Raw genomic sequence first — 21,033 nt, 5'->3', positions numbered from 1 at the left:
GTACTGTAATGGTCACCAAGTTTAAAGTGTGCCCAATGAACTGGCAAGAATTCACCGCGCTGCTGGTGCTGGCCACGGCGATGAGTTTCTCGCCCGGCCCCAACACCACCTTGTCGACCACCCTGGCCGCCAACGGCGGGCTGCCGCGGGCCATGCGCTTCATCTTCGCGGTGCCCGTGGGCTGGACGCTGCTGCTGGCCCTGTGCGCCGCCGGCGTCGGCGCCCTGGTGATGGCGGCGCCGGCGCTGCGCATCGCCGTACAGGCCGTGGGCATCGCCTACCTGCTCTACCTGGCCTGGAAGCTGGCGGGCAGCGGCTCGCTCGCTTCGGCCAAGGACGCGCCGCTGCGGGTGGGCTTCTGGCAGGGCGTGGCGCTGCAGTTCCTCAACATCAAGGCCTGGCTGCTGGCCCTCACCATCGCGGCCGGCTGGATCGTCGGGCAGCCCGATGCGCTGCACCGCTTCGTCATCGTGGCGCCGGTGATGCTGATGTACGCCTTCACCAGCAACTTCACCTACGCCCTGGCCGGCGCCCTGCTGCGCAACTGGCTGGCGCAGGGCCGGCGCCTGCTGTGGTTCAACCGCGCGATGGCGCTCGTGCTCGTGCTCACCGCCTACTGGATGGCACGCGTATGAGCGGCACCACCGTGAGCCCCCGGCGCAGCGCCGGCCTGCGCGATGAAACGCTAGGCATGTGGCTGGGCGTGCTGGGCGTCGCGATCTTCGCGCTCACCCTGCCGATGACGCGACTGGCCACCGGCACGCAGGCCGCACCCCAGCTCTCGCCCTGGTTCGTGACGCTGGGCCGCGCGGCGCTGGCGGGCGTTCTTTCGCTCGCGTTCCTGCTGGCGACGCGCTCGCCGCTGCCCAGGTCCCATCACTGGAAGCCGCTGTCGCTGGCGGTGCTGGGCAATGCGCTGGGCTACCCGCTGCTGCTGGCCTACGCCCTGCGCGTGGTCAGCGCCAGCCATGCGGCCGTCGTCACGGCGCTGCTGCCGCTGGCCACCGCCGCCGTCGCGGCCTGGGTGCTGCACCAGCGCGCCCGCCTGGGCTTCTGGCTGTGCGCGGTGGCGGGGAGCGCGCTGGTGGTGGCCTTCTCGCTCATCCGCGCCCACCAGGGCGGCGCGGGTGCTTCCTTCTTCGAGTGGGCCGACGTGCTGCTGGTGGCCGCCGTGCTGGCCGCTTCCTTCGGCTACATCTACGGTGCTCAGGTCACGCCCGAGTTGGGCGCGGAACGGGTGATCTGCTGGGTCTGCGTGATTGCACTGCCCTTCACCCTGCCTGGCGCGATCTGGCTGTGGCCGCAGCAGCCGGTGGCCACCTCGGCCTGGCTGGCCTTCTGCTACGTGGGGGTCTTCTCCATGTGGATGGGCTTCTTCGCCTGGTATCGAGGCCTGGCCCTGGGCGGCGCGCTGCGGGTGAGCCAGACGCAGTTGCTGCAGCCCTTCCTCTCGATCCTGGCGGCCTTGCCGCTGCTGGGAGAATCCATCGACATGCTCACCATCGGCTTCGCCGGCGCCGTGGTGGCCACCGTGGTGGCCGGCAAGAAGCTGTCCCAGGCGCGCCCATCGCTGCCATCCGAATCCCCGACGACCGCAACCCCCAAGGAAAAGCCATGAACTGGAAACTCGCCGCACGCGCCGAAAAGATGAACCCCTCGGTGATCCGCGAAATCCTCAAGGTCACCGAGCGCCCCGGCATCATCAGCCTGGCCGGCGGCCTGCCCTCGCCCAAGACCTTCCCGGTGAAGGCCTTCGCCGAGGCCTGCGCCGCGGTCCTGCACAACGACGGCGAGGCCGCCCTTCAATACGCGGCCAGCGAAGGCCATGCGCCGCTGCGCGAGGCGGTCGCGAAGATGCTGCCCTGGAAAGTGGACCCCGACCAGGTGCTGATCACCACCGGCTCGCAGCAGGGCCTGGACCTGATCGCCAAGGTGCTGCTGGACCCGGGCAGCCGCGTGCTGGTGGAAACGCCCACCTACCTGGGCGCGCTGCAGGCCTTCTCGCCGATGGAGCCGCAGGCCGTCTCGGTGGCCAGCGATGCCGAAGGCGTGATTTCCGAGGACCTGGCCGCCAAGGCCGAGGGCGCGCGCTTCGCCTACCTGCTGCCCAACTTCCAGAACCCCACCGGCCGCACCATGACCGAAGCACGCCGCGTGGCGGTGATCGCCGCCGCGAAGAAGGCCGGCCTGCCCATCGTGGAAGACAACCCCTACGGCGAGCTGTGGTTCGACGAGGCCCCTCCGCTGCCGCTGACGGCGCGCAACCCCGAGGGCTGCATCTACCTGGGCTCCTTCTCCAAGGTGCTCGCGCCCGGCCTGCGCCTGGGCTTCATGGTGGCGCCCAAGTCCATCTACCCCAAGCTGCTTCAGGCCAAGCAGGCGGCCGACCTGCACAGCCCCATCTTCAACCAGCGCATGGTGTGCGAGGTGATGAAGGACGGCTTCCTGGAGCGCCACGTGCCCACCATCCGCGCCCGCTACAAGGGCCAGCGCGATGCCATGGTGGCCGCGCTGCGCCGCGAGATGAAGGGCCTGGACGTGGAGTTCAATGTTCCCGCCGGCGGCATGTTCCTGTGGCTGCGAATGCCCGAAGGCATGGACACGGTCGCTTTGCTGCCCAAGGCGGTGGACCGCGGCGTGGCCTTCGTGCCAGGCCTGCCTTTCTACGCCGGCGAAGGCGATGCGCGCACCATGCGCCTGTCCTTCGTCACCGCAAGCGAGGAAGAGATCGACAAGGCCATTGCCGCCCTGGCCGGTGCCGTGCGCGAGCAGCTGGCCCACGTGGTGGCCGCAAAGACGGAACAATTGCTGGCGGCCACGCCTTGAGCCGCCACACACTCATCCAACACACGAGGAAACGCACGCCATGCTGAAGATCTGGGGCCGTATCAGTTCGATCAACGTCCGCAAGGTGGTCTGGTGCGCGCAGGAGCTCGGACTGAGCTTCCAGCGCACCGAGGCTGGCGGCAAGTTCGGCGTGGTGCAGACCGACGAGTACCGCCAGATCAACCCCAACTCGCTGGTGCCGGCCATCGAGGACGGCGAAGGCGCGCAGCGGGTGGAGCTGTGGGAATCGAACGTGATCGTGCGCTACCTGAGCGCCAGGTACGCGCCCGGCGGGCTCTATCCCAACGAGCTGCCCGCGCGCTTCGACGCCGAGCGGTGGATGGACTGGCAGCAGACCACGCTGAACCGCGCCGGCAGCCCCGGCTTCATCCAGCTGGTGCGCACGCCGGCCGACAAGCGCGACGCCGCGGTGCTGGCGCAGTCGATCGCCGCGACCGAGCCGCTTTTCGCACTGCTGGACCGCCACCTTGCGAAGAACGAGTACATGCTGGGCGACAGCTTCACCATGGCCGACATCCCGCTGGGCTGCGAGGCGCATCGCTGGTTCGGCCTGCCGCCCACCGAGTACACCCGGCCCTCGTGGCCGAACGTCGAGCGCTGGTTCGGCCAGCTGCGCACGCGCTCGGGCGCGCTGGGCGTGCTCGACCTCACACTGGAATGACGGCCATGGCCCGCTCCCGCCCCTTCACGCAGCTCGACGTCTTCACCGACACGCCCTTTTTCGGCAACCCGCTGGCCGTGGTGTTGGACGGCAGCGGCCTGTCCGACGAGGAGATGCAGCGCTTCGCGCGCTGGACCCACCTGTCGGAAACCACCTTCGTGCTGCCGGCCACCGAGGCCGGCGCCGACTACCAGGTGCGCATCTTCACGCCCGGCGGCGAGCTGGGCTTTGCCGGCCATCCGACGCTGGGCACCTGCCACGCCTGGCTGGCCGCCGGCAACGCGCCGAAGAATCGCAACCTTGTCGTGCAGCAATGCAAGGTCGGCCTGGTGCGCATCCGCCGCAATGCGGGCGAGGCGAACAGCCTGGCCTTCGAGGCGCCGCCGTTGCGCCGCAGTTCGCCCAGCCCCACGGTGCTGGCCAAGGTGGCGGCCGCGCTCGGCCTGAAGGCGCACCAGGTGATCGCTGCGCAGATGCTGGACAACGGCACCACCTGGCTGGGCCTGCTGCTGGAAGACGCCGACACGGTGCTGGCCCTGTCGCCGGACCACCGCGTGCTCAAGGACATCGGCCTGAAGATCGGCGTGGCGGGCCTGCCGACCGCCACGCTGGACGAAGCGCCCGCCCTCATCGGCCGCTCCAACCGCGAGGCCCGCGCCTTCGCCGGCGGCGCCGGCCGCAGCGGCAAGCAGCATGCGCTGCCGCCGGCCTGCACCGCCGACCTGGAAGTGCGCGCATTCGCCGCGGCCACCGGCATCGACGAAGACCCGGTCACCGGCAGCCTCAATGCCAGCCTGGCGCAGTGGCTCATCGCCGACGACCGCATGCCGCTGTCCTACGTGGCGGCGCAGGGCCAGTGCCTGGGGCGCGACGGCCGGGTGCGCATCGAGCGCGACGAAAGCGGCCAGGTGTGGGTGGGCGGCGCCTCGGTCATCTGCATCGACGGCCACGCCACGCTCTGATTTCAGGAACAAGGAAGCGCCCATGCGGTTCACGCCCGAGGAGATCGCAGACGCCCAGCGCACCGTCTATTCGGTGATGCCGCCCACGCCGCAGTACGCCTGGCCCCTGCTGGCGCAGCGCCTGGGCAGCCGGGTGTGGGTCAAGCACGAGAACCACACGCCAGCCGGTGCCTTCAAGATGCGCGGCGGCCTGACCTACCTGCAGACGCTGCGCCGCGAACAACCTGCGCTGCGCCACGTGATCAGCGCCACCCGCGGCAACCACGGCCAGTCCATCGGCCTGGCGGCGGCGCGCGAAGGTCTAACCGCCACCATCGTGGTGCCGCACGGCAACTCGGTGGAGAAGAACGCGGCCATGCGCGCCCTGGGCGTGGAGCTGGTGGAGCACGGCGAGGACTTCCAGGCCTCGGCCGACCATGCGCGCCAGCGCGCGGCCGACGAAGGCCTGCACATGATTCCCTCCTTCGCGCGCGAACTGGTGCGCGGCGTGAGCACCTACTGGGTGGAGTTCTTCGAGCACCTGAAGAAGGCGGACGCGGTGCCGGACGTGGTCTTCGTCCCCATCGGCATGGGCTCAGGCTTTGCCGCCGCGGCGGCGGCACGCGCGCATTGCGGCGTGATGTCGACGAAGTTGGTGGGCGTGGTGTCGGCGCACGCGCCGGCCTACCTCGAATCCTGGCGCAGCGGCCAGGTGGTGCGGGCGCCAGCCAACACCGCGCTGGCCGACGGCATGGCCTGCCGCTCGCCGGATGCGCAGGCGCTGGAGATCGTGCGCAGCGAGGCGGAGGAAGTGATCGCCGTCACCGACGAGGAAGTCGCCCACGCCATGCGCGCCCTCTACCGCGACACCCACAACCTGGCCGAGGGCGCAGGCGCCGCCGCCCTGGCCGGCGCGTTGCAGCAGCGCGCACGATGGGCCGGCAAGACCGTGGGCATCACCGTGAGCGGCGGCAACGTCGATGCCCCGGTGTTCGCCAAGGTTCTGCAGGCCAGCTAGTCCGCGGCGGGCGTGGCGCTGCCAGAATCGCCGCCATGTCCAAGCCCGCCACGCCGCATGCCGAAGTCGACCACCTGGTGGTGGCCGGCCGAACGCTCGATGAATGCGTGACGTGGTGCGAAGCCACGCTGGGCCTGCTGCCCGGGCCGGGCGGTACGCACCCGCTCATGGGCACGCACAACCGGCTGCTGCTGTGCTCGGGCCAGGGCTTTGCGCGCACCTACCTGGAACTGATCGCCATCGAGCGCGGCAAGCCGCCGACGCGGGCCAAGGGGCTCAAGCGCTGGTTCGACCTGGATGACGAGTCGCTGCGTGCCACCCTGCAGCGCGAGGGCCCGCGCCTGATCCATTTCGTTGCCCGCGTGGGGGATGCGCAGCGTGCCGTGCAGGCCCTAGCCGGCGGTGCGCCGGGCATCGACCGCGGCACGGTGATCGAGGCTGCGCGCGACACGCCGGCTGGCCGGCTCGAATGGCGCATCACCGTGCGCGATGACGGCCAGCGCCTGATGTACGGCGCGCTGCCGACGCTCATCGAATGGGGCGCGGTGCATCCCACCGACAGCATGCCGGTCTGCGGGCTGGAACTGGTGTCGCTGGCCGCTCGCCATCCACGCGCGGAACTGCTGCGCGAGGCCTACGGCCGCATCGGGCTGGCTGGCGTGGACGTGCAGCGCGGGCCACCCGACCTGGTGGCCACGCTGCGCACGCCGCGCGGCCTCGTCACGCTGGAGTCGCAGGGCCACTGAGGCCCCGCACCCATCGCTTACCAGCGCACCCGCAGCCCGGCCGAGCCTTCGACCGAGGACTTCACGCGGGTGTCGCCACCCACGTCGAACAGCCGTCCCAGTTCGCCATAGACGCTGATGCTCTGGTTCAGCGTCAGCGTCAGGCCGCCCGCCAGCTCGGCCGAAGTGGAACCCGTGGCGCTGGAGACGGTGGTGCTGGCCGCCGCCGTGCTGAAGCGCACCAGGTCCTGGCCGCTGGAGGTGCGGTAGAGGTTCACGCGGGCATAGGGCTGCAGCCGGCCGATGCCGGTGCTCATCTCGCCCTTGATGCGCACGCCGGCGCGGCCGATCCAGCCGCTGTCGGCGTCGCTGTTGACCTGCGTGCCGGCCAGGTTGACGCCGTCCAGGTTCAGCTGTTCGTGGATCAGCTGCAGCTGCGGCTCGATGAACCAGCCGCCGCCGAGCGGGAAGGACTGGCCCACTTCGATCGAGGCCTGGACGCCATCGCCCTTGCCGGTGACCGGCGAGTTGCCGTCCGGATGCAGGGTGTAGTCGTGGCGGCCGTACTGCAGCACCGCGTCGGCGTAGAAGCCGGTGGGCGCGGCGTAGGTGGCATAGGCGCCGACGTAGCGCGAGCGCAGGTCGGTCTTGCCGACCGCGCCCCAGCCGTCCCGCGCCAGGCCGCTCACGTCGGCATCGCCGTCCATCTGGCCGACGTAGATGCCGGCGCGCCAGTTGCTCGAGGGCATGGCGAACAGGTCGGTGCCGGCCTGCAGGCCCTGCAGGTGGCCGCTGCTGGCTTGCGACACGGTGCCTTCCTGGCGGACGTCCAGGTCGGCGCCGATCAGGCGCGCCCAGGCGCGGCGCTCGCCGAAGTCCACGCCCGGCAGGCGCGCATCGTCGTCGCCGATGCGGCGGTGCAGGTTGCCCAGCATCGCCAGGTCGGCCTGGCGCAGCTGCGCGGGCACGGCGGCGAACAGCGGCACCTCGGCGCGGTAGCGGGGCGTCTCTTGCGGCGAGACGCCGGGCGCCTGGTTGGGGTTCACCGACGGGTCGGTGGGCGGGACCGCCGTGGAATGCGAGCGCAGGTACCAGCTTTCGCCGGCGCCGTTCTGGTCGGCGGCCTGCAGTTGGTACTCGTAGGCGCCGGCGTCCACGTGGCCGCCCACCAGGGTGAAGGCGTCGCGGGTGGATTGCGCGGTGGTGGTGGCGCCGTTGCGGGCGGCGATCACCTCGATGCCGGCGCCCGTGGTCAGCGCGCCCAGGCCGCCCAGGTTGGTGACCTGCACGTTCGTGCGGCCGCTCGCCGAGGCCGTGGCGCCGTCGATCACCAGGCGGTCCGAGGGACCGGTGGCGTTGAGGGCCGTGCCCACGCGCAGCAGGCCGTTGTTGCCCACGTAGGCGCCGCGTACGGTGAGCGAGGAGCCCGGCGCGCTGCCCAGCAGCGACACGGTGCCGCTGTTGCTCAGTGACGCGACCGTCTGGCTGAAGCCGCCGGTGTCCAGCACCGCGCCGCTGGCCACGCTGTGGGCCGAGTTGGCGCTGAAGGCATTGGCCGCGCCGGCCTGCAGGGTGCCGCCGGTGACGGTGGTGGCGCCGCTGTAGCTGTTGGCGCCCGACAGGCGCAGCACGCCGCTGCCGACCTTCTCGATGCCGCCGCCGACCGCGCCGTTGTCGCGGATCTGGCCGCCGAAGTCGCCGCTGCCCACCACCAGCTTGCTGCCGGCCAGGCCGACGTTGCCGCTGCCCATGAGCGTGCCCACGGTTTCGGTCAGGCCGGCGCCGGCGAACTGCAGGGCGTCGTTGCCGCCCTGGCCGCTGCCGTTGAGCGTGACGGTCGCCGTGTTGGCGATCTGTTCGCTGCCGTTGAGAAGCACGGCGCCCTGCCCCGCGACGTTCAGGTCGCCTGCGACCGCCGTGGCGCCGCCGGTGCGTGCCAGTTCCAGAACCGCATTGCCCTGCACCGTGGTGGCGCCGGTGTAGGTGTTGGAAGCGCTGCCCGAATAGATGTAGCGCGCGCCGGCCGCCGTGGCGTCCAGCGTCAGGCCGTTGCTGCCGCCGCTGATGACGCCGGCGAAATCCACCGTGCCGGCGGTCGTCTGCGTGACCTTGGCCGTGACGTCGAGCGCCACGTTGCCGGCCAGCGTGAGGCCTGGCGTCGCGCCAGCGTTGGCGACCGCGAAGTCGCCGGCCACCGCCACGCCGTTGGCCAGCACGGCGTGGGTCTGGCTGCCCAGCGTGCCGCCCTGGATGGTGAGCGTGCCGGTGCCCAGTGCCTGGTTGTTGTTGGCCAGCAGCGTGCCTTCGTCCAGGTGCGTGCCGCCGGTGTAGTCGTTGGTGCCGGACAGCACGAGCGTGCCCAGGTCCTGCTTGACCAGGCCGCCGCTGCCGGTGACCTGCGCGCTGACGGTGGCCGTGTAGCCCGCGCCAGCCGCAGTGCCGTCGCCCACGCGGATGATCGTGGCCGGCGTGTTGGTGGTGATGGGGGCACCTGCCAGGGTGTAGCCGTCCACCGCGAACTGCGCGCCGCTGAATTCGACGGCGCCGCCGGCATTGCTCACCGTGACCGTGCCGGGCGTGCCCTGGAAGATCGCGAAGCCGCCGTTGAGCCAGGGCGCGTTCATCGCGCCGCTGGCGGTGGTCCAGCGGTCCAGGCCTGCGCCCAGCTGCATCACGCCCGAGCCGCCGTCGACCTGGCCGTTGTTGATGCTGGTCAGGTTGCTGCCGTCCCAGAAATTGAGCTGCACGCCGGTGCTGTTGACCAGGTTGACCTGCTGGGCGACCGAGGTCTGCAGGTACAGGTCGGCGGCCGAGCCGGGCACGGTGCCGAAGCTCACTCCGTTGTTGACCAGGGTGCCGCCGTAATTGAAGAGACGGTACAGGCCCGGACCGAAAGTGCCGCCCGACGGGGTGGCCACATTCAGCGTTCCGGCCAGCGTGAGGTTGCCCGTGACGTTGACCAGGTCGTTGAGCGGACCGCCCGGCACCCCGGCCTGGCCCAGTTCGAAGTCCATCTGCGAGCCCGGGACCAGCGCCAGCGAGCCCAGGGTGAGGGTGCCGGGACTGTTGCCCGGCGCCAGGTGGCCGCCGCTGGCAATGCTGACGGCGCCCAGCACCGTGCCGCTGCCGGCCAGCGTGCCGCCGCCCAGCACGTTCACCGCGCCACCGACCACGCCGGTGCCGCTGCTGCTGAGCGTGCCGCCGCTGTTGACCGTGGTGGTGCCGGTGGCGGCCGACTGGTCGCCTTCGACGCGCAGGGTGCCGGCGTTGACGGTCGTGGTGCCTGTGTAGTCATTGCTGCCGCTCAGGGTCAGCGTGCCGGCGCCCACCTTCACCAGAGAGCCGCCGGCGGCGGCGGCCGGAATCACGTAGGTACCGCCGAAGATGTCGAGGTAGCCGCTGCCGGCGTCCGAGATGCGGCCGCTGATGGCAGCGCTCTGGCCGAGCCCGCCCACGGTCAGCTGCTTGCTGCCCAGCGCCACCGCGCCCGCGCCGCTGAGCGAGCCGATCGCCACGCCGGTCGTCGCGTTGCTGATGAACACCGTGCCGGCGTTGTTGACCACCGTGGTTCCGGACATGTCGGCATCGCGCAGGTCGACCATGCCGCCGATGGCCGGGCTGCCGGTGACCGCGCCGTTGGTGATGGTGGCGTTGCCGCCGCTGCTGCCGTTGAAGAAGTTGACACGGCCGCCGAAGTTGTCGATCCGTGCGTTCGCGGCGCTGGTGCCGGTGTCGAACATGACGTAGCTGCCCTGGGCCTGGTTGGTGAGGTGGGCATTGCCGGCGTTCGCCCCCCCTTCGAAGTAGACGCCCGAGTTGGTGCCCAGATGGTTGCTGGACTCGTGGGTGGTGATGCTCAGGCCGCTGGCGCTGGAATCGCTGCCGTAGAACTTCAGCTCGCTGTTGAAGTAGATGTTCACCGGGCCCGTGCCCAGGGCGCTGGCCGAGTTCCACACCCGCGCGTTGGTGCGCGCGTCCAGCACGCCCTGGATGCCGATGCGCGTGCCGCCGGTGTAGTCGTTGGTCTTGCCGCCGACCGTGATGCGCAGGGTCTCGTCGAACACCGCCGCACCCGTGTTGACGAGCGCCAGGGAGCCCGCGCCCGTGATGCGCCCGCCCAGCCAGTTGTCCTGAGTCGCGTTGACGTCGATGACGCCGGCGCCCGTGAGTTGCACGGTGCCGTCGGATGCAAAGTTGCTGGCGTTCAGGCGCAGGGCGCCGCCGTCGAAGGCGAGGCCGGCGGTGGGGCCACCGATGTTCGCGGTGCTGGAAACATCGACCGTTCCGCCGGTAATCGTTGTGCCGCCGGTGTAGTTGTTGGTCCCGGAAAGCACCAGCGTGCCGGTCCCGGTCTTTTGCAGGCCCTGGGTGCCGGCAATGCCGGAGTCGATGCGCAGGGTTCCGCTGGCCACATCGACTTGGGGGATACCGGTGTTGGCGGCCAGGGTGAGCGTGCTGCCGGTGAGCGTGAGTTGGCTGCTCGGTGCAGCGTTCCGATAGAAGACCGCACCGGCCGACACGTTGTCCACCGTGACGGTGTAGTTGCCGACTGCGTCGGCGCCAGCGGAGAAAACTGCGTGTGAGCCGTTGTTTACCCAGAGCGCGGAGGTGCCGGTGGTGCCCGTGGCGGATTCCGTCCAACCGCCGGTGCTGGTGCTCCAAGTCCCAGTCGGCACGGCACCGGACCCGGATGCAATGCCGTTCTGATCCCAGTAGACCGTGCTCTGTGCGCCTGCCGGCGTGGCGGCGAGCAGCGCCAGCGCTGCGGTCAATCCGACAGCGCAGCCGGCGCGCTTGCCATGCGCGCGCGTGTTTTCTGCAACTGCGACCCAAGTACCTAGAACGTGGCTATAAATGCTGCGATAAGAAGTGTTCATTCGTTTTTCCTTCCCGTGCCGAGAACGCCGGGAGGTCAGCGGACCCGCATGGGATGCCGTCGGGCGAAGGCCGGCGGCATGAATCAATTAGTACTAAGTGTTAACTATCGCACTAACAGATACGAATGAAACGTCTCGTATCTACGGATGTGGGTCAAAAGTTCTCATGCGTGAACATTGTCACGAAATGTGATAGATCTTCCGGTCGCAGAAGAGACCGACTTGGCGTTGGCCCTTTGCCAGAATTCCCGGCATGGGAACCCTCTACCTCGTGCGCCACGGCCAGGCCTCCTTCGGCGCCGACGACTACGACCAGCTCAGTGACCTCGGCCGCCGCCAGAGCGAGCGCCTGGGCGAGTACTGGCGCGAGCGGGGCATGCAGTTCGACGCTGTCATCACCGGCACCCTCAAGCGCCACCGCCAGACCTGGGAGGGCATCGCCAAGGGCCTGGGCCTCACGCGCGACGACGTGCTGCCCTGGCCGGGCCTGAACGAGTACGACAGCGAGGCGGTGATCGCCGCCATCCACCCCGAAAAGCTGGCCAGGCCCGACACGCCGGAGATGTACAGGCACCACTTCCGCCTGTTGCGCGACGGCCTGGGCGCCTGGATGCAGGGCAGGACCGCCCCAACGGGCATGCCCAGCTACCTGGACTTCCTGACGGGGGTGACTTCAGCCCTGGACCACGTGCGCGACCGCCACCACGGCGCGAAGGTGTTGGTGGTTTCCAGCGGCGGGCCGATCAGCACGGCTGTCGGGCACGTGCTGGGCACCAGCCCGGAGACGACCATCGAGCTGAACCTGCGCATCCGCAACACGGCGGTGACCGAATTCGCCTTCACACCCAAGCGCCACATGCTGCTGACCTACAACACCCTGCCGCACCTGGACGGTCCGGCATGGGAAGACTGGGTCAGCTACGCCTGAGGAGGCTTGCCGGGGGTGGCCTCGAGAAGCCAGCGCAGGTAGTCGGGCGAGCCGCCGCTGACGGGTAATTGCAGGATCTCGGGCAGTTCGTAGCTGTGCCTCTCGCGGATCAGCGCCTCGATTTTCTCGAAGAGCGCGCTGCGGGTCTTGACCAGCAGCACCCATTCGGGCTCGCGCTTCACCTCGCCTTTCCAGCGGTAGATGCTGCGAACCTGCATGACCTGCACGCAGGCGGCCAGGCCGGCTTCCACCAGCGCGCCCGCGAGCGACTCGGCCTCGTCCTCGGTGCCGAGGGCGGTGGTGACGACACAGGGATGGTCCGCGGGGGCAGCGCTCATGGGCTCAGGACCTGTTCTTCGCGATCAGGCTCCAGAGGAACAGCAGCACGATGGCGCCCACCACCGAGGCGATGAAGCCGGCGCCCTGGCCGGCGGTGTACCAGCCCATGGCCTGGCCTAGATAGGTGGCAGCCAGCGCGCCAAGGATGCCGACGACGGTGGTCATGATGATCCCCATCGAGTCGTTACCCGGCTTGATGGCGCGGGCAATGAGCCCCGCGACGAAGCCGATCAGGATGGTCCAGACAATGCTCATGACTGCGGCCCTTCTTAGAGGTAGCCGGCTGCGGTGCGGCCGGTCCGGGCCATCATAGCGGCGGCTTCGGATCGGTCCAGCGTGGCGCGTCCACCAGCGTTGTCAGCGGAAGCCGCGACACCTCCGCAAGCAGCAGCGCCAGCTGCCGCGCGGCCGCATCCACCAGGGCCTGGCCCTGCTGTGGCGTCGCCGCGGCGGCGTTGCCGGCGGCGCCCTCGGCGTTGTAGTCCTGCATGGCCCAGCCCAGCTTGGCGCTGCGGCCATTGCCCAAGAGCGGATAGGCGTCGGCCCGATGCTGCGAGGTGGAATCGAAGTTCTTCGCGGCGCCCATGCGCACCAGCTGCGGCGCCAGTGCCAGCATCATGGCCGTCTCGGATTCGCCGGCGTGCACGTCGAAGCGCCCTGGCGCCAGCTCACCCAGCGGCAGGTTGAACCAGCTCACGCTGTAGACGATGAGGTCGTGAGCCTCGCGCAGTTCGCGCGCCACCACGTCCATGGCGCCCACGTGGCCGCCGTGCGCATTGAAGAGCACCAGCTTGCGCACGCCGGCGCGGGCTACGCCGGCGCCAATCTCCTTCCACATGCGCATCAGCGTCTCGGCCGAGAGCGTGAGCGTGCCGGGGAAGCGCGCGTGCTCGGGACTCAGGCCGATCTGCTGCGTGGGCAGGAAAAGCACCGGCAGTTCGGCAGGCAGCTGAGGCAACGCCGCCTGCACGATGCCATCGACCAGCGCGCTGTCCACCCCCAGCGGCAGGTGCGGCCCGTGCTGCTCGGTGGCGCCCAGGGGCAGCACGGCCACCGCGGTCGCCGGGTCGAGGGCGGCGAAGTCGCGGGTGCCCAGCTGGGCCCAGAAGCGGTGGCGCGGTGCAGTCATCCCCGCATCTTAGTGAGCAGGGGCAGCGGGCGCGTGGCCGGCGGCAAAGCACGCTATCAGGAAGTCGATGAGGGCGCGCACCCGCGCCGGCACGAAGCGGCCGCTGGGCAGCAGGGCATGCAGCGGATAAGGCTCGGTGTCCCATTCGGGCAGCAGTTCCACCAGTTCGCCGCGGGCCGCCTCGGCGCGCAGGTCCAGCTCCGACTTGAAGGTGATGCCCTGGCCCGCCAGCGCCCACAGCCGGGCCAGCGAAGCGTCGTCGCTGCTGCGGTCGCCCTGCACCCGCACGTCGACCCACTGGCCCTTGAGGCCGAAGCGCCAGACCTGCTGGCGCCGCCCGCCGCGGTGGAAGGTGAGGCAGTTGTGTGAAAGCAGGTCCTGCGGCGTGCGCGGCGGCGGATGCCGCGCCAGGTAAGCAGGCGAGGCGAACAGGCGCGGGCGCGACTGCTGCAGTGGCCGGGCGACCAGGCGCGAGTCGGCCAATGGGCCGTAGCGCAGGGCAACATCGACCTCGTCGCGCGTCACGTCCAGGGGGCGGTCGCCCACCGACAGGGCAAGCTCGACGCCGGGATGCAGCGCCAGGAAGGCATCGAACCAGGGCAGCAACACGTTGCGCGCGAGGTCCGAGGGCGCTGCCACGCGGATGCCGCCGACCAGCGCACCGCGGTCGGCCACCACCAGGGCTTCGCCCTCGGCCAGCAATTCGAAGGCACGACCGGCGTAGTCCAGCAGCGTCTGGCCCTGCGGGGTGATCCGCATGGCGCGGGTCGAGCGCTCGAACAGGCGCGCGCCCAATTGCGCCTCCAGCCGCTTGAGGGCGGCGCTGGCCGCCGCGGGCGTCATGCCCAGCGCCCTCGCGGCGGAGCTGAGGGTACCGGTGCGCGCGGTGTGCAGCAGCACCTGCAGGTCGCCCAGATTATCAATTTTCATTTGAAGATGATCTCGATTTTGACCAACTTATCAACCATCCATTGCGAGCATACGCTCCGGCTTCATCGATTCACGCACTACAAAGGTTTGCCATGAAAGCCATCGGCTACTACCAATCCCTTCCCATCGACGATCCGGCAGCCCTGCAGGACCTGGACCTGCCAGAGCCGGTCGCCGGCCCCCACGACCTGCTGGTTCGGGTGGGCGCCGTCTCGGTCAACCCGGTCGACACCAAGGTGCGCCGCCACAGCCAGCCGGAGGCTGGCCAGGCCAAGGTGCTGGGCTGGGACGCAGTGGGCACCGTGCAGGCCGTGGGTCCGCAGGTACAGGGATTTGCGCCGGGTGACCGCGTCTACTACGCCGGCTCCATCGTGCGGCCGGGCGCCAACTCGGAGCTTCACGTCGTGGACGAACGCATTGCGGCGCGCGCTCCAGCCAGCCTGGACGACGCCCAGGCCGCCGCCCTGCCGCTGACCACCATCACCGCCTGGGAGCTGCTCTTCGACCGCCTGGGCGTGGCGCGCGGCGGCGGCTCGAACCAGACGCTGCTGGTGGTGGGCGGCGCCGGCGGCGTCGGCTCCATCCTGATTCAGCTGGCGCGCCACCTCACCCAGTTGCGCATCGTGGCCACGGCCTCGCGGCCGCAGACGCGGGAGTGGTGCCTGGCGCTGGGCGCGCACATCGTCATCGACCATTCGCGCCCGCTCACCGAGGGCCTGCGCGCAGCCGGCATCGGCGAGGTGGACATGGTCGCCAGCCTGACGCAGACCGCCACGCACTACCCGCAGATCGTCGAGGCCCTCAAGCCGCAGGGAAAGATCGCCGTGATCGACGACATGCCCACGCTCGACGCGATGCCGCTGAAGGCCAAGAGCCTGTCGCTGCACTGGGAAATGATGTTCGCGCGCTCGCGCTACCAGACGTCCGACATGGCCGAGCAGGGCAAGCTGCTGGCCGAGGTGGCCGCGCTGGTGGACGATGGCCGCATCCGCAGCACCGCGAGCGAGAACTTCGGCGTGATCAACGCGGCCAACCTGCGCCGGGCTCATGCGCTGGTCGAGAGCGGCCGGGCGCAAGGCAAGGTGGTGCTTCAGGGCTTCTGATCAGACGGGGCGCCGCTTTTTCCCGAGCAACACCAGCCCGATTCCACCCAGGATGGCCACGCCCGCCAGCACCAGGCGCGGCCCGGGCTGTTCCGCCATGAAGAGAACGCCACCCAGGGCGGCGATCAGGGGCACCGACAGCTGCACGGTGGCGGCGCGCAAGGCCCCCAGCCTTGGCAGCGCGGCATACCAGATGACGTAGCCCAGCCCGGAAGTGATGGCGCCCGACGCGACCGCCAGCAGCGCGCCCCTCAGGTCGGCATGCGCCTGCAATGCCAGCAGCAGGCTCAGCAGCAGCGCCAGCGGCGCCGCCCGCAGGAAGTTGGCGGCGGTGGCCGCCAGCGGATCGGCCACGCCACGCCCACGCAGCGAATAGATGCCCCAGGCCACGCCCGCGAGCGCCATCAGCGCGGCACCCGTCGGCGCAGGCGCGCTGACGCCGGGCGCCACCAGGCCGACGAAGCCGCCGGCCGCGAGCACGAAGCCCAGCCAGCCCGCCCGGCCGAAGCTTTCGCCCGCGCGCAAGCCGGCGGCGAGCATGGTGAGCTGCACCGCACCGAACAGGATCAGCGCACCGGTGCCCGCCGGCAGGCTCAGGTAGGCGAAGGAGAAGAAGGCGACGTAGGCGAAGAGCATGGCCGATGCCAGCCAGTCCGCGCGTGCTCCGCTGGCAGCCAAGGCCGGGCGCAAGCGCAGCACCAGCAGCAGCATCAGCGCGCCTGAGACCAGCCGAATGCTGCCGAAGCTGGCCGGGTCGATTGCGCCCTGCGCCAGCGCGAGGCGGCACAGGATGGAGTTGGCGGCAAAGGCCAGCATGGCCGCCGCGGTCAGCAGGGCGGTGCGGAGCACGGGCATGGCCGCTTTATAGGCCCGTCACGCCAACCTCGCCCAAGGTGTTTGGCGCGGGCGCCTCTGGCGGGGGATGGGCCTCGCGCTCCCGCCATGGCCGCCTCGGGCCACGGCTTCGCTGCTGGATGCGTCGCCTGGACGGTCGCTGCGGACAGCCAGTCGTCCGCCGCCCTGATCACTGCGCGCGCGACACGCGCCAGACCACGTTGCCCACGTCGTCCGCCACCAGCAGGGCCCCGGACTTGTCCAGCGTCACGCCCACCGGGCGCCCCTGGGCCTTGCCGTCCTCGCTGAGGAAGCCGGTGAGCACGTCCACCGGCGGCCCGGACGGCCGCCCGCCCTGGAAGGGCACGAACACCACCTTGTAGCCCGACTGCGGACGGCGGTTCCACGAGCCGTGTTGCCCGATGAAAGCGCCGGAGGCGAAGGCCGGCGGCATGCCGCGGCCATCGGAGAAGCTCAGGCCCAGCGCCGCGACGTGGGTGCCCAGTGCGTAGTCGGGCACCACGGCCTTGGACACCATGTCGGGCCGCTGCGGCTTGACGCGCTCGTCCACGTGGCTGCCGTAGTAGCTCCAGGGCCAGCCGTAGAAGGCGCCGTCGCGCACCGATGTGAGGTAGTCAGGCACCAAGTCGCTGCCGATCTCGTCGCGCTCGTTCACCACCGTCCACAGCGTGCCGCTGGCCGGCTCCCAGGCCATGCCATTGGGGTTGCGCAGTCCGGAGGCGAACAGGCGCTTGCTGCCGGTCTTCGGGTCCACCTCCCAGATCGCGGCACGGCCTTCCTCGGCTTCCTGACCACGCTCGCCGACGTTGCTGTTGGAACCGACCGTCACGTAGAGCTTGCGTCCGTCGGGGCTGGCGACCACGTTCTTGGTCCAGTGGTGGTTCACGCCGGCCGGCAGGTCCGTCACCTTCACCGGCGCGGCGCCGGCGGTGGTCTGGCCGGCGCTGTAGGGCACCTTCACCAGCGCATTCGCATTGGCGATGAACAGTTCGTTGCCCACCAGCGCCATGCCGAATGGCGAATGAAGGCCCTCGAGGAATACGGTGCGCGAATCGGCCACGCCGTCGCCATCGGTGTCGCGCAGCAGGGTGATGCGGTCGGCGCTGGGCACCTCGGCGCCGGCCCGCTTCATCACCGCACCCTGCACCATTCCACGCACCTTGGCGAACAGCGACTGTTCTTCCTTCGGCTTGGGCGGCTTGTTGCTCTCGGCCACCAGCACATCGCCGTTGGGCAACACGTAGACCCAGCGCGGATGGTCCAGCGCGCGCGCCATCGGCGCGACCTTGAAGCCGGACGCGGGGGTGGGCGCCGCCTTGTCCGTCCAGCCGATGGCGGTCGACACCTTCATGGTGGGCAGCAGGGTCTTGTTCGGCGGTGGCAATTGCGGGCTGGGGCCGACCCCGGCGTCGAAGGGCAGCTTGGCGGTTTCGCCGCAGGCGGCGAGCGCCAGCGCCATCGCCGACAGGCAGGCGAGGCGGACGGGAAGATGCAGGGTCGACATGGCAGGTTCCTTGGGTGACAGCCAGACGATGATGGGCGCCGGGCGGCCAATTCCCTGTCGGCAGGAAGCCCCTGGGCGCGTCGGCGCGCCCAAACAGAGAGCCCGCTACCATCCTGTTCCATGACCGAGGATCTGTTCCGTTCCGATGCCTACCTGCGCGAATGCGCGGCGAAGGTGTTGCGTATCGACGAAAACGGCATCGTGCTGGACCGCACGGTGTTCTATCCCCTGGGCGGCGGCCAAGCCGGCGACGCCGGCAGTCTGGACGGCCCCGACGGTCTGGCCGTTGCCATCGCCGACACCCGCAAGGCCAAGGACGCGGAAGGCAAGCCCACGGCGGACATCCTGCACGTGCCGGCCCCGGGGCAGGAATCCACCCTGGCAAAACTGCAGGTTGGCGACACCGTGACCGCACGCATCGACTGGGAACGCCGGCACAAGCTGATGCGCTTCCACACGGCCACCCACCTGCTGTGCCACCTGGTGCCCCAACCGGTGGACGGCTGCTCCATCACGCCGGAGTACGCGCGGCTGGACTTCCACATGACCGATGCGCTGGACAAGGACGCCTTGAGCGCCGGCCTGGCCCGCCTGGTGGCAGAAGCACATCCGCTGCTGGTGGGCGCGATCAGCGACGCCGATCTCGACGCCAATCCGGCCCTGGTCAAGAGCATGAGCGTGCAGCCGCCCCGCGGCACCGGCCAGGTGCGTACCATCCGGATCGGCGGCGACGGCGCCCAGGCGCACGTCGACTTCCAGCCCTGCGGTGGCACCCACGTGGCCAACACCCGCGAGATCGGCCCCGTCGTGGTCAGCAAGATCGAGAAGAAGAGCGCCCGCACCCGCCGTGTGGTGCTCGGCTGGGGCGCCGAGGGCGCGCCGGAACTTCAGTGACCGCGCACGCTCCGACCCAGCGCATGCTGTATTCCTTTCTTCGCCGGGCGCTAGGCGCGTCCGTCCTGATCGCCGCTGCCGCCGCCGCGCTGCCGGCGGTCGCCCAGTTGACGGGCAGCCAGGCCTCGCCAGTGGTGAACACCCCGCGGGTGCGAGCCGAACTCATGGCCTACGCGCCCGATGGCGTCGCGCCCGGAGCGCAGGTGTGGGTGGGCCTGCAGCTGCAGCACCAGCCGCAGTGGCACACCTACTGGAAGAACGCCGGCGATTCGGGCCTGCCCACCGAGCTGAGCTGGACGCTGCCGGCCGGCGTCACGGCCGGCGAGATCGCCTGGCCCACGCCGCACAAGATCCCGGTGGGCAGCCTGGCCAACTTCGGCTACGAGGACACGGTGCTGCTGCCGGTGCCGCTCACCGTCTCCCCTGATTTCAAGGCGCCCACGTCTTTGACCGGGGGCGCCAGCCTGGACGTGCGCCTGAAAGCTACCTGGCTGGTGTGCAAGCAGGAGTGCATCCCGGAGGAAGGCAGCTTCTCGCTCAAGGTGCCGGTGCAGGGCACCACGGCCCTGAACCGATCCGCCTTCGAAGCCGCCTTCGACGCGCAGCCCGCTGCCGTTGCGCAGTCGGGCCAGATCCAGGTCGAGGGCCAGCAGCTCAAGCTGCGCATCGGCGGACTGCCGGCCTCGGCCCAGGGGCGCAAGCTGGAATTCCTGCCGGAAACCGGCGAGGTGGTGCACAACGCCGCCGTGTCCGGCCGCGACTGGACGCAGGCCTGGGAAGGCAGCACCTGGAGCGCCACCTACCCGCTGGCCGAGCAGCGCAGCGAGAGCCCCGCGGCCATGCCGGTGGTGCTGGCCCTGGCCGAGCCCCGGGCCGGAGAGAAACCGGTGGCCTGGCGGGTCGAGGCCCCCGTGTCGGGCACGTGGCCGACCGTGTCCGCGCCCGCCGCCCGCGCGGAAGTGTCTGCGGCCCTGCAGGCGGCCCTCAACGAGAACGCAACCCGCGCCGCGCCCATGACTACGCAGTTCGCCGCCAGCAGCATGGCGATGGCGCTGGTGGGCGCCCTGCTGGGCGGCCTGCTGCTCAACCTGATGCCCTGCGTGTTCCCCGTGCTGGCGATCAAGGTGCTGAACTTCGCCCGGCAGACCGGCGACCACGGCGCCCACCGGCGCGCCGCGCTGGCCTACACCGCCGGCGTGATGATTTCGCTGCTGGCCCTGGCGGGCGCCATGCTGGCGCTGCGCGCCGCAGGTGCGCAACTGGGCTGGGGTTTCCAGCTGCAGTCGCCGGCCGTGGTGGCGGGCCTGGCGGCGCTGTTCACGCTGATCGGCCTGAACCTGGCGGGCGTCTTCGAGTTCGGCCGCGTGGCGCCGGCCGCCCTGTGCGGGGCGCAGTCCAGCCGGCCGCTGGTCAATGACTTCCTCTCGGGCGTGCTGGCGGTGGTCATCGCCTCGCCCTGCACCGCACCTTTCATGGGCGCCTCGCTGGGCTTCGCCATCACGCTGCCGGCCGCGCAGGCCATGCTGCTGTTCGCGGCCCTGGGCTTGGGCCTGGCGCTGCCCTACCTGCTGGCAGGCTTCATCCCGGCCGTGGCGCGCCTGCTGCCGCGGCCCGGCCCCTGGATGCAGACGCTGCAGCGCCTATTGGCCTTCCCGATGTTCGCCACCGTGGCCTGGCTGGTGTGGGTGCTGGGGCAGCAAAGCGGCATCGACGGCGCCGGCGCGCTGCTGGCGCTGCTGGTGTGCCTGTCGGCGCTGGTCTGGTCCTTCACGCTGCGCGGCCGCTCGCGCATGGTGATCGCCTCGGTGCTGCTGGTCTTCACTGCCCTGCTGGCCGGCAGCATCGGCGGCAACATCGTGCAGGGCACGCCCGCGGCTCCCGCGGTGGCCGGCGCACAGGACCGCTGGCAGCCCTGGTCCACCCAGCGCGTGGCGCAGCTGCATGCCGAAGGCCGCCCGGTGTTCGTGGATTTCACCGCGGCCTGGTGCGTCACCTGCCAGTACAACAAGAAGACCACGCTGGCCGACGCCGAGGTGCTGGCGCAGTTCAAGGCCAGGAACGTGGCGCTGCTGCGCGCCGACTGGACCCGGCGCGACCAGGCCATCACCGCCGCGATCACCGCCCTGGGCCGCAGCGGCGTGCCGGTCTACGTGCTGCAGGCTCCGGGCAAGTCCCCGGTGGTGCTGAGCGAGATTCTGCGCAAGGATGAACTCGACGCCGCCCTGGCCGGCTTGTGAGCAAGAGAGAAGTCGGGCAGCGCTTGACCATGGGCACTTACTGGT

The 21,033-nt window shown here is 70.3% G+C and carries 18 protein-coding genes; 11 read left to right on the top strand and 7 right to left on the bottom strand.

The genetic code is table 11. The features are described from left to right. Positions 1-35 precede the first annotated feature (35 nt). Genes BM345_RS24580 through BM345_RS24550 form a run of 7 tightly spaced genes read left to right on the top strand, consistent with a single transcriptional unit; the run spans position 36 to position 6,213 of the window. On the top strand, positions 36-635 hold the full coding sequence (locus tag BM345_RS24580) for a LysE family translocator (protein ID WP_093384987.1): 600 nt from the start codon (positions 36-38) through the stop codon (positions 633-635). Then, positions 632-1,618 (top strand): DMT family transporter, encoded by a 987-nt coding sequence (locus tag BM345_RS24575; protein ID WP_093384984.1) that lies wholly within the window; start codon positions 632-634, stop codon positions 1,616-1,618. Before BM345_RS24580 ends, BM345_RS24575 begins: the two co-directional genes overlap by 4 nt. Beyond that, the gene (locus BM345_RS24570; protein ID WP_093384981.1) at positions 1,615-2,826 is read left to right on the top strand and encodes an aminotransferase-like domain-containing protein; all 1,212 of its coding nucleotides are present in this window, start codon (positions 1,615-1,617) and stop codon (positions 2,824-2,826) included. The genes BM345_RS24575 and BM345_RS24570 overlap by 4 nt, the downstream gene beginning before the upstream one ends. A gap of 40 nt (positions 2,827-2,866) precedes the next feature. Continuing rightward, on the top strand, positions 2,867-3,508 hold the full coding sequence (locus BM345_RS24565) for a glutathione S-transferase (RefSeq protein WP_093384979.1): 642 nt from the start codon (positions 2,867-2,869) through the stop codon (positions 3,506-3,508). Then, positions 3,505-4,470, top strand: coding sequence for a PhzF family phenazine biosynthesis protein (locus tag BM345_RS24560; RefSeq protein ID WP_093384976.1), 966 nt, complete (start codon positions 3,505-3,507; stop codon positions 4,468-4,470). The genes BM345_RS24565 and BM345_RS24560 overlap by 4 nt, the downstream gene beginning before the upstream one ends. A 22-nt stretch (positions 4,471-4,492) precedes the next feature. Then, entirely contained in the window at positions 4,493-5,467 is a 975-nt protein-coding gene (locus tag BM345_RS24555) for a threonine dehydratase (RefSeq protein WP_093384973.1), read from the top strand. A gap of 35 nt (positions 5,468-5,502) precedes the next feature. Continuing rightward, positions 5,503-6,213, top strand: a complete 711-nt coding sequence (locus BM345_RS24550) for a VOC family protein (RefSeq protein ID WP_093384971.1) — start codon at positions 5,503-5,505, stop codon at positions 6,211-6,213. 17 nt (positions 6,214-6,230) lie between these two features. On the opposite strand, the gene BM345_RS24545 is transcribed toward BM345_RS24550, so the two are convergent. Further along, positions 6,231-11,069, bottom strand: a complete 4,839-nt coding sequence (locus tag BM345_RS24545) for an autotransporter outer membrane beta-barrel domain-containing protein (RefSeq protein ID WP_093384968.1) — start codon at positions 11,067-11,069, stop codon at positions 6,231-6,233. Positions 11,070-11,322: 253 nt separating this feature from the next. On the opposite strand from BM345_RS24545, the gene BM345_RS24540 reads away from it, so the two are divergent. Continuing rightward, entirely contained in the window at positions 11,323-11,997 is a 675-nt protein-coding gene (locus BM345_RS24540; RefSeq protein WP_093384966.1) for a histidine phosphatase family protein, read from the top strand. On the opposite strand, the gene cutA is transcribed toward BM345_RS24540, so the two are convergent. From cutA to BM345_RS24520, 4 genes are read right to left on the bottom strand one after another with little or no spacing between them, the layout of a single operon-like run. Next, entirely contained in the window at positions 11,988-12,335 is a 348-nt protein-coding gene (gene cutA, locus BM345_RS24535; protein WP_093384963.1) for a divalent-cation tolerance protein CutA, read from the bottom strand. The genes BM345_RS24540 and cutA overlap by 10 nt on opposite strands. Before the next feature lie 4 nt (positions 12,336-12,339). Beyond that, positions 12,340-12,591, bottom strand: a complete 252-nt coding sequence (locus tag BM345_RS24530; RefSeq protein WP_093384961.1) for a GlsB/YeaQ/YmgE family stress response membrane protein — start codon at positions 12,589-12,591, stop codon at positions 12,340-12,342. A 52-nt stretch (positions 12,592-12,643) separates the two neighbouring features. After that, positions 12,644-13,465, bottom strand: a complete 822-nt coding sequence (locus BM345_RS24525) for a creatininase family protein (RefSeq protein WP_093384958.1) — start codon at positions 13,463-13,465, stop codon at positions 12,644-12,646. Positions 13,466-13,474: 9 nt separating this feature from the next. Continuing rightward, positions 13,475-14,395, bottom strand: coding sequence for a LysR family transcriptional regulator (locus BM345_RS24520; RefSeq protein WP_093384955.1), 921 nt, complete (start codon positions 14,393-14,395; stop codon positions 13,475-13,477). Positions 14,396-14,487: 92 nt separating this feature from the next. Between BM345_RS24520 and BM345_RS24515 the strand changes: the two genes are divergently transcribed. Then, a complete protein-coding gene (locus BM345_RS24515) occupies positions 14,488-15,498 on the top strand; it encodes a zinc-binding alcohol dehydrogenase family protein (RefSeq protein WP_093384952.1) in 1,011 nt (336 codons plus the stop codon). Here BM345_RS24515 and BM345_RS24510 read toward each other — a convergent pair whose 3' ends face one another. Both BM345_RS24510 and BM345_RS24505 read right to left on the bottom strand, forming a co-directional pair. Then, a complete protein-coding gene (locus BM345_RS24510) occupies positions 15,499-16,353 on the bottom strand; it encodes a DMT family transporter (RefSeq protein ID WP_093384949.1) in 855 nt (284 codons plus the stop codon). Positions 16,354-16,522: 169 nt separating this feature from the next. After that, on the bottom strand, positions 16,523-17,857 hold the full coding sequence (locus tag BM345_RS24505; protein WP_093384946.1) for a PQQ-dependent sugar dehydrogenase: 1,335 nt from the start codon (positions 17,855-17,857) through the stop codon (positions 16,523-16,525). A gap of 120 nt (positions 17,858-17,977) precedes the next feature. Here BM345_RS24505 and BM345_RS24500 point away from each other — a divergent pair, with 120 nt between their 5' ends. Both BM345_RS24500 and BM345_RS24495 read left to right on the top strand, forming a co-directional pair. Further along, positions 17,978-18,751 carry an alanyl-tRNA editing protein gene (locus BM345_RS24500; protein ID WP_093384944.1) on the top strand — a complete coding sequence of 258 codons (774 nt, stop codon included), beginning with the start codon at positions 17,978-17,980 and terminating at the stop codon, positions 18,749-18,751. A 23-nt stretch (positions 18,752-18,774) separates the two neighbouring features. Then, positions 18,775-20,988, top strand: coding sequence for a protein-disulfide reductase DsbD family protein (locus tag BM345_RS24495; protein WP_093384941.1), 2,214 nt, complete (start codon positions 18,775-18,777; stop codon positions 20,986-20,988). Positions 20,989-21,033: the final 45 nt, after the last annotated feature.

The sequence above is a fragment of the Variovorax sp. OV329 genome (assembly GCF_900114785.1).
GTDB lineage: Bacteria > Pseudomonadota > Gammaproteobacteria > Burkholderiales > Burkholderiaceae_C > Variovorax.
The sequence above is the reverse complement of the archived record's forward strand: the minus strand, read 5'-3'. Positions and strand labels throughout refer to the sequence as shown.